The organism is Psychromonas sp. B3M02, assembly GCF_003318165.1.
Taxonomy (GTDB): domain Bacteria; phylum Pseudomonadota; class Gammaproteobacteria; order Enterobacterales; family Psychromonadaceae; genus Psychromonas.
In genome coordinates this window covers 1-8,128 of record NZ_QOCB01000096.1, presented here as the reverse complement: position 1 = coordinate 8,128, position 8,128 = coordinate 1, and the positions used below count along the sequence as shown (strand labels likewise).

At 40.6% G+C, this 8,128-nt stretch carries 5 protein-coding genes; 3 read left to right on the top strand and 2 right to left on the bottom strand.

Annotated features, from left to right (window positions below):
• Window positions 1–122: 122 nt before the first annotated feature.
• Both DS885_RS10165 and rep read right to left on the bottom strand, forming a co-directional pair.
• The gene (locus DS885_RS10165) at window positions 123–854 is read right to left on the bottom strand and encodes a glutathione peroxidase (protein WP_113819320.1); all 732 of its coding nucleotides are present in this window, start codon (window positions 852–854) and stop codon (window positions 123–125) included.
• A 143-nt stretch (window positions 855–997) separates the two neighbouring features.
• Window positions 998–3,007, bottom strand: coding sequence for a DNA helicase Rep (gene rep / locus DS885_RS10160; protein ID WP_113819319.1), 2,010 nt, complete (start codon window positions 3,005–3,007; stop codon window positions 998–1,000).
• Window positions 3,008–3,230: 223 nt separating this feature from the next.
• Here rep and DS885_RS10155 point away from each other — a divergent pair, with 223 nt between their 5' ends.
• The 3 genes from DS885_RS10155 to DS885_RS10145 are packed head-to-tail and all read left to right on the top strand — an operon-like array spanning window position 3,231 to window position 8,036.
• A complete protein-coding gene (locus DS885_RS10155; protein ID WP_113819318.1) occupies window positions 3,231–3,812 on the top strand; it encodes a TetR/AcrR family transcriptional regulator in 582 nt (193 codons plus the stop codon).
• A 4-nt stretch (window positions 3,813–3,816) separates the two neighbouring features.
• Window positions 3,817–4,938, top strand: a complete 1,122-nt coding sequence (locus tag DS885_RS10150) for an efflux RND transporter periplasmic adaptor subunit (RefSeq protein WP_113819317.1) — start codon at window positions 3,817–3,819, stop codon at window positions 4,936–4,938.
• 8 nt (window positions 4,939–4,946) lie between these two features.
• Entirely contained in the window at window positions 4,947–8,036 is a 3,090-nt protein-coding gene (locus DS885_RS10145) for a multidrug efflux RND transporter permease subunit (RefSeq protein ID WP_113819316.1), read from the top strand.
• Window positions 8,037–8,128: the final 92 nt, after the last annotated feature.

Here is an 8,128-nt window from a genome sequence, read left to right as displayed (position 1 = left end):
TAAAATAGATCAGTTACTTACTATGATTGGTATAACTTCGCAATTTCATCACTATCAAATACAAAAAAGCGTATGTTTTAATAAAAACATACGCTGCTAATCAGTATTAATCGAGAAGCTGTTTAGCTGTTTGCGTAAGCAACCGCTGCATCACTGTCACCTAAGTGCTTACCATCAACAAAGATTTGTGGCACTGTGGTTTGACCTGACATTGCTTTAAGTGCCACGCTAGTTGCGTCTTTACCTAATACAATCTCTTCAAACTTAATCTTATTGTCTTTCAGTGCTGCTTTCGCTTTTTCGCAGAAAGGACAACCCGGTTTAGTTAATAAAGCCACTGCTGAAGGCGCTTTTGCATTGGGGTTGATATAGTTCAACATAGTATCAGCATCAGACACTTCAAAAGGGTCACCCGGTTGATTTGGCTCGATGAACATTTTATCAATCACGCCATCTTTTACTAACATGCTGTAACGCCAGCTTCGCTTACCAAAACCGATGTCATTTTTATTCACTAACATGCCCATGCCTTCAGTGAACTCACCACTACCATCAGGTACAACGGTGATATGCTCAGCTTCTTGATCTGCAAGCCATGCATTCATTACAAAGGTATCGTTAACACTTAAACAAACCACTTCATCAACACCGTTGTCTTTTAATACAGCAGCTAATTCGTTGTAACGCGGTAAGTGAGTTGAAGAACAAGTTGGTGTAAATGCACCAGGTAATGCGAACACCACTACCGTTTTATTTGTAAATAACTGGTCTGTGGTGATATTTACCCACTCATCACCCTGACGAGTTGGGAAAGTAACATTGGGTACGCGTTGACCTTCGATGTTATCTAACATGTGTGACTCCTAATAGTCTAAGTTTAGTTGTAAAGTTGCGAGCAAAAACCTATTCACCGCAAACAAGTTGTAAATCCTTTTTTGGTCTATCGACCAGTCTTACTTATTAACCGGTAGTCATATTCACAGCCAGTTAGTTTAAATCAATCAAATAATGCTTTTAAGCTAGCAATGCCTTTATCTGCCAACTGTTGCTTCTGCTCTTCCGTGCGTTTTTTAGGACCACTTTCCCACTCTACATCTTCCTGTGGTAATTCATTCAAAAAACGGCTTGGTACCGGCTTAACAGTTTCTCCATACTGGCTTCGCTCTTTTGCTAGCGTAAAGGTGAGTTCTTTTTGTGCACGTGTAATGCCTACATAAGCGAGACGGCGTTCTTCTTCGACATTATCTTCATCAATACTCACTTGGTGCGGTAATAAGCCTTCTTCCATACCGATCATATACACATAAGGAAACTCTAGACCTTTAGAGGCGTGTAATGTCATTAATTGGACTTGGTCTAGCTCTTCCTCACTTTCATTACGCGATAACATATCGCGTAATGTTAAACGTGCAACCACTTGTTCCAGGGTCATCTCTTCATCGAGATCATCACCTTTTAACATCTCAGTCACCCACTTGAATAACGTAGAGACATTCTTCATTTGCATCTCAGCGGCTTTCGGACTTGGGCTACTTTCATAGAGCCAATCTTCGTAACCAATATCACGGATCAAGTCACGTACCACATCAATGTCATCTTCTCGTTTTAAACGATCATTTAATTCCACTAACCAACGAGTAAAAGCTTGTACAGACTGTAACCCTTTACCATTTAAGGTTTGCTCTAAGCCAATTTCAAAACTAGCTGCAAACATACTGATATGACGTAAGTTGGCATAATTACCGAGTTTTTCACGGCTCACCGCCCCTATTCCTCTAGGCGGTTTATTAACAACTCGAATAAAAGCATTCTCATCATCGTGATTTACCAATAATTTCAGGTAGGCCATAATGTCCTTTACTTCACTGCGCGCGAAGAAGGAAGTACCGCCACTAATTTTGTAGGGAATACGATTTTCCATCATCACTTTCTCAAGTAATCGGCTCTGGTGGTTACCTCGATATAACACAGCATAATCTTTAAAGTTTGTACCATTCATAAACTTATGGCCGGATAACTCCATCACCACTCGTTCTGCTTCATGTTGCTCATTCTTAGCAAATAGTACTTTAATGGACTCACCATAGGCTAATTCACTGAATAGACGTTTATCAAACTCATGAGGGTTATTTGCTATTAGCACATTAGCCGCTTTTAAAACACGCTGACTAGAACGGTAATTTTGCTCTAGTTTAATGACTTTTAATTGTGGAAAGTCTCGTTGCAATAACACCAAGTTTTCTGGTCTTGCACCGCGCCAAGAATAGATCGACTGATCGTCATCCCCCACCACAGTAAAACGTGCACGCTCGCCAACTAAAGATTTAATCAGTTCATATTGGCTAGTATTGGTATCTTGATATTCATCCACCAGCAGGTAGCGGATCTTCTTTTGCCAACGCAAGCGCACTTCTTCTTTAAACTTTAATAATAGGGTCGGTAAAACAATCAGATCATCGAAATCTAGTGCATTATAGGCTTTTAATTGGCGTTGATATAAGTCATAACAGTGCGCAAAGATAACATCTCGCTCACCTTTAGCTTGTTTGATCGCTTGCGCTGGCAAAATTAGTGCATTTTTCCAGTTGGAAATCTGCGTTACCAGTGCCTTAATCAAATCCATATCTTCTTTTAGCTGTTTCTCGGTGAGCTCTTTTAATAATGCCAAGGTGTCTTGATCATCAAATAGCGTAAATCCCGCTTTCATCCCCAGCGTTTTCACTTCTCGTTTAATTATCTCTAAGCCTAAAGAGTGAAAAGTAGAAACCATTAATCCACGAGACTCTTTACGGCCTAAGGTTTCACTGACACGCTCTTTCATTTCACGCGCCGCTTTATTGGTAAAGGTAACCGCTACAATATTTTTAGCATGGTAATCACAATGCTGTACTAAGTAGGCGATCTTATTAGTAATTACACGGGTTTTACCACTTCCCGCACCGGCCAATACAAGACAAGGTCCGGAGATCATTTTGACGGCGGCATCCTGACCGGGATTTAATTTCATGAGTTTTCCTAAGTTAACAAAGCGCAATGAGATTTTACGGATCTTTACATAGAAAGTCAGTAGAGCAGCAAAACTATCAACATCAGTGCAATTAAAATACATTTTTTTTATATAAAAAGTTTTAAATAGTCCATAATGATCACAACCTATATTTATATTTTAAGATTGCAAAACAATCTCATTTAACGATAATGAACATTCATTCACTTTTATAAATGAACTCATGCAAAAAAAAATTAAAATTTTAAAAGCGGCAGAGGCCGTACTCACGGAACATGGGTTTTATGCCTTTTCAATGCAAAGTTTAGCAAAGCAGGCTGAAGTATCTATCGGCACCATTTATCGCTATTTTGAAAATAAAGATGCGTTGATGAATGAACTACAGAAGCTGATTCGCACAGAATCTGCCGACCAACTATTTACTGGCTGGGATGATAATTTACCGGACAAGAAAAAGTATGATCTAGTTTGGCAAAATGCATTTAATTTTGTCATTAACAACCCGAAACGCATGACATTAATGGAGATGTTACATTATGTCCCTAATATGGATCATGCAGAAGTCACTGTATTCGAAAATGAAACGTTTAAACGACTGATTAATTTCTATCAACAAGGGATAGACTCAAAACGCTTCCTAAATTGGCAATTATTTGCATTGATGCCAATCAGTATAGAAACAGCACTCAACCTGGCAAAACAAGTCATAAGAGGCAGAGTTCCACCTGACCAGTTTCAATTGAATCTAGTTAGAGATGCTTCTTGGCAAGCAATTCAAAACCCACACTTCAATCAACAGGACTAACGCAATGAAAAAATGGATAATATCGGCAATTATTTTGGCAATTGTCGTCTTTGGCAGTGTCATTGGATTTAACATGTTTAAGGCGCAAAAGATTAAAGAGTTTCTTGCTTCTCGCCCTATCCCTGTTTTCTCTGTTACTGCTACAACGGCAAAACTAGAAGATTGGACGCCGCATCTCCGTGCGATTGGTTTTATTGAACCGATTCAAGGTGTCACTATTGCCAATGAAGTGGCGGGTAAAGTGACAAAAATCAATTTCACTTCTGGTCAACAGATGGAAAAAGATGAGCCTATTTTATACCTTGATAGCCAAGTAGAAAAAGCCAACTTAAAAACCGCTAAAGCTCGTTTACCTGCGATTGAACGTAATTATAAACGTTTAAAGTCACTGCTTAAAAAAGGCTCTATTTCACAGGGTGATGTGGACGATGCTGAAGCAGAATTCTTGGCATTAAAGGGCGAAATAGAAGGTTACGAAGCCACTATTAGCTTGCGCACCATTCGCGCACCTTTTTCAGGTATCGCCGGGCTACGAAATGTATTCTTAGGCCAATACCTCGCCAGCGGATCTGACATTGTACAATTAGAAGACATCAGTCGCATGCAAATGCGCTTTACGATTGCGCAAAACGATTTAAATAAATTGCATATTGATCAGGCAATGAACATCTTTATTGATGCACAGCCAGAAACCAGCTTTACCGGTAAAATTTCTGCTATTGAGCCAGCAGTCAACTCACAAAGTGGTTTAGTTCAAGTACAAGCTTCTATTCCAAATGAACAACAGATTTTGCGTTCAGGTATGTTTGCTAAAGCAAATGTGATTTTACCTACTTTACAAGATCAAATAGTTATTCCCGTGACAGCCGTTAACTACACACTATACGGCGAAACAGTTTACGTAATCACTGAGCAAGAAGCAGAGGATGGCAGCACTTACCTTGAAGTAAAACAACAGATTGTAACCTTGGGTAAAACACAGGGAGACAAGATACATGTGTTATCTGGCATTAGTGAAAATGACCAAATTGTCACGAGTGGGCAGATACGTTTGAGTAATGGCTCCCATGTGGAGATTGTTGAATCCGATGCGCTTAATGCACCCTCTGTTATCCCAGCACTGTAGGTGACTAAATGAAATTTACTGATACGTTTATTAAGCGTCCTGTTTTAGCCATATCTCTGAGCTTGCTCATTGTATTGCTAGGCATACAAGCGCTAAGCAAAATGCAGGTACGAGAGTACCCCAATATGACCAACACAGTGGTCACGGTAACCACCAGTTATTACGGTGCCAATGCCGACCTTATACAAGGCTTTATTACGCAGCCTATTGAGCAAGCCATTGCCCAAGCAGATAACATTGATTATATCAGCTCACAGAGTACCTTAGGCAGTTCTGTTATTACCGTGAATATGAACTTGAATACCGACCCCAGCGGTGCAGTGGCTGATATTCTTGCAAAAGTAAATGGCGTCAGCTCACAACTACCTAGTGAAGCAGAAGACCCATCCATTGATGTGAGTACCGGATCAACCACTTCCGTTATCTATATCGCTTTTTCTAGTGACCAGCTTAACTCGAGTCAAATTACCGATTACCTTCAGCGAGTCATCAAACCACAGCTATTTAGTATTAACGGCGTCGCCAAAGTTAACCTTTATGGGGGCACTGAGTTTGCAATGCGTATCTGGTTAGATCCAGAGCGTATGGCTGCCTTTGGTTTAAGTACCTCTGAAGTGATCAGCATACTTCAAGCGAATAATATTCAATCAGCAACGGGTCAAGCAATGGGCTATTACACATTATTCAATGGTAATGCTAAAACCCAAGTGACTAATGCAGAGCAGTTAGAGAAGCTGATTATCGCGACACGTGAAGATGGTCGAACCATACATCTACAAGATATTGCACGTGTATCACTTGAAAAAAGTCATGATACTTATCGCGCCATGGCGAATGGCAATGATGCGGTAGTAGTGGCTATTGACTCAACACCCACAGCTAACCCATTAGACATCACTGCTGATGTACGAGATATGTTGCCTATCTTGGAAAAAAGTAACCCTAGTTCGATTAATATGGAAGTCCTTTATGATTCCACTATTGCCATCGAAGAATCCATTGTAGAGGTGGTTAAAACCATTGCAGAAGCAGGTTTAATTGTATTAATTGTGATGATTTTATTCTTAGGATCATGGCGTGCAGTGATCATCCCAATTATCACTATCCCACTGTCATTGATTGGTGTTGCAGTCGTCATGCAGATGTTTGGCTTTACCATTAACTTAATGACACTACTCGCGATGGTATTGGCGATTGGACTGGTGGTTGATGATGCGATTGTCGTCGTAGAGAATATTGACCGACATATTAAAGCCGGCGAGCCGCCTTTCCGTGCCGCAATAATAGGTACGCGTGAAATAGCAGTACCAGTTATTTCAATGACTATTACACTTGCTGCAGTATATGCACCAATCGCACTAATGGGCGGTATTACAGGCTCATTGTTTACTGAATTTGCTTTAACGCTAGCGGGTGCGGTATTTGTATCTGGGATTGTAGCCTTAACTTTATCCCCAATGATGTGTAGTAAAATGCTCACCATTAATCATCAGCCAAATCGCTTTGAACGTGGTGTTGATAAGGTGCTGACAGGGTTAACCGACAAATATGCCAATACGCTTGATGTACTAATGGTACGACGACCTGCAATTATTATTTTTGCAATATTGGTCTTTATATCACTGCCATTCTTATTTAAATTTATTCCATCGGAATTAGCACCTAAAGAGGATAAAGGGGTATTAATGATGCTCTCTAAAGCCCCTTCAAATGCCAATTTGGATTTTATTGAAAATAGTATGCGCTTGGTGACAGATGAGATTTCAAAGCAACCTGAAGTTGACAGCAGTTTAGCGATGTCAGGTATCCCGAATGCAAACCAAGCATTTGGGATTGCGATTATGAAACCTTGGAGTCAACGTGAAAAAAGCCCCGAGGAACTATCTGCTACCTTAACACCCAAGTTTGCAGCCATTCCTTCGGTCGCGACAGTCACCTTCCAGCTGCCTGAATTACCTGGCTCTTCAGGTGGTTTACCTGTGCAATTTGTCATTACTACCTCTAATCCATTCCAGAGCTTAGTGAGTATTGCTACGGATGTACTAGCTGAAACACAAGCCAACCCTAATTTCGTTTATTCAGAATTAGATTTAGCCTTTGATTCAGCGACCATGAATATCCAAATTGACCGTGATAAAGCAGGTGCTTACGGTGTGACGATGCAAGATATCGGTACAACCTTAGGGACATTATTAAGTGATGGTTATTTAAACCGAATTAATTTAATTGGTCGTAGCTACGAAGTCATTGCACAGGTTGAACGTAAGTATCGTTTATCACCAGAAAAGTTAGGTGAGTTCTACGTACAAGCGAAAAATAACGACATGGTACCGTTAAGTGAGTTAATCACAATTGATGTGATAGCAGAGCCGCGTTCATTGCCTCATTTTAATCAGCTTAATAGTGCCACAGTGGGGGCCGTATTGTCCCCAGGCGTCACCATGGGCACCGCCATCACTTTCTTTGAAGGCTTATCTGAGACCAAATTACCGCAAGGTTATACTCATGATTACCTTGGTGAAGCACGTCAATTTGTGACTGAAGGAGGCGCGTTATATGTCACCTTTGTATTGGCTTTATTTATTATCTTCTTGGTACTAGCGAGCCAGTTTGAAAGCATGCGCGATCCACTCGTCATTATCATGACAGTACCATTAGCTATCAGTGGCGCATTGATTGTGTTGGCATGGGGCGCTGCAACCATGAATATTTATACGCAAGTGGGACTGATCACCTTAGTCGGCCTAATTACTAAACATGGTATTTTAATTGCAGAAGTAGCTAAAGAGGAGCAATTACATCATGGTTTAGACCGTATTGCCGCAGTGAAGAAAGCCGCAACGGTGCGTTTACGTCCAATATTAATGACCACAGCGGCGATGGTAGCAGGTTTAATCCCACTATTATTTGCTTCTGGCGCAGGTGCAGCGAGTCGTTTTGGCATTGGTATTGTGATCGTAGCAGGGCTTTCAATCGGTACCCTGTTTACGCTATTTATTCTGCCTGTTATCTACTCATTTATTGCTAGCCGACACCAACCTAGCCCTGAATTTGATGAAGATAAAGCGCCTATGGTTAACAGCCAAGCGGAATCATAGATAACGCTATAATAGCAAAATCAAAAAAGGCGAAGCATCACTGCTTCGCCTTTTTTATATCTGTTTGTTGGGTCTAATACCAATTGTATTAA

Coding starts and splice junctions, on each gene's coding strand:
- DS885_RS10165 (WP_113819320.1), bottom strand. CDS start 854: ATGTTAGATAACATCGAAGGTCAACGCGTACCCAATGTTACTTTCCCA.
- rep (WP_113819319.1), bottom strand. CDS start 3,007: ATGAAATTAAATCCCGGTCAGGATGCCGCCGTCAAAATGATCTCCGGA.
- DS885_RS10155 (WP_113819318.1), top strand. CDS start 3,231: ATGCAAAAAAAAATTAAAATTTTAAAAGCGGCAGAGGCCGTACTCACG.
- DS885_RS10150 (WP_113819317.1), top strand. CDS start 3,817: ATGAAAAAATGGATAATATCGGCAATTATTTTGGCAATTGTCGTCTTT.
- DS885_RS10145 (WP_113819316.1), top strand. CDS start 4,947: ATGAAATTTACTGATACGTTTATTAAGCGTCCTGTTTTAGCCATATCT.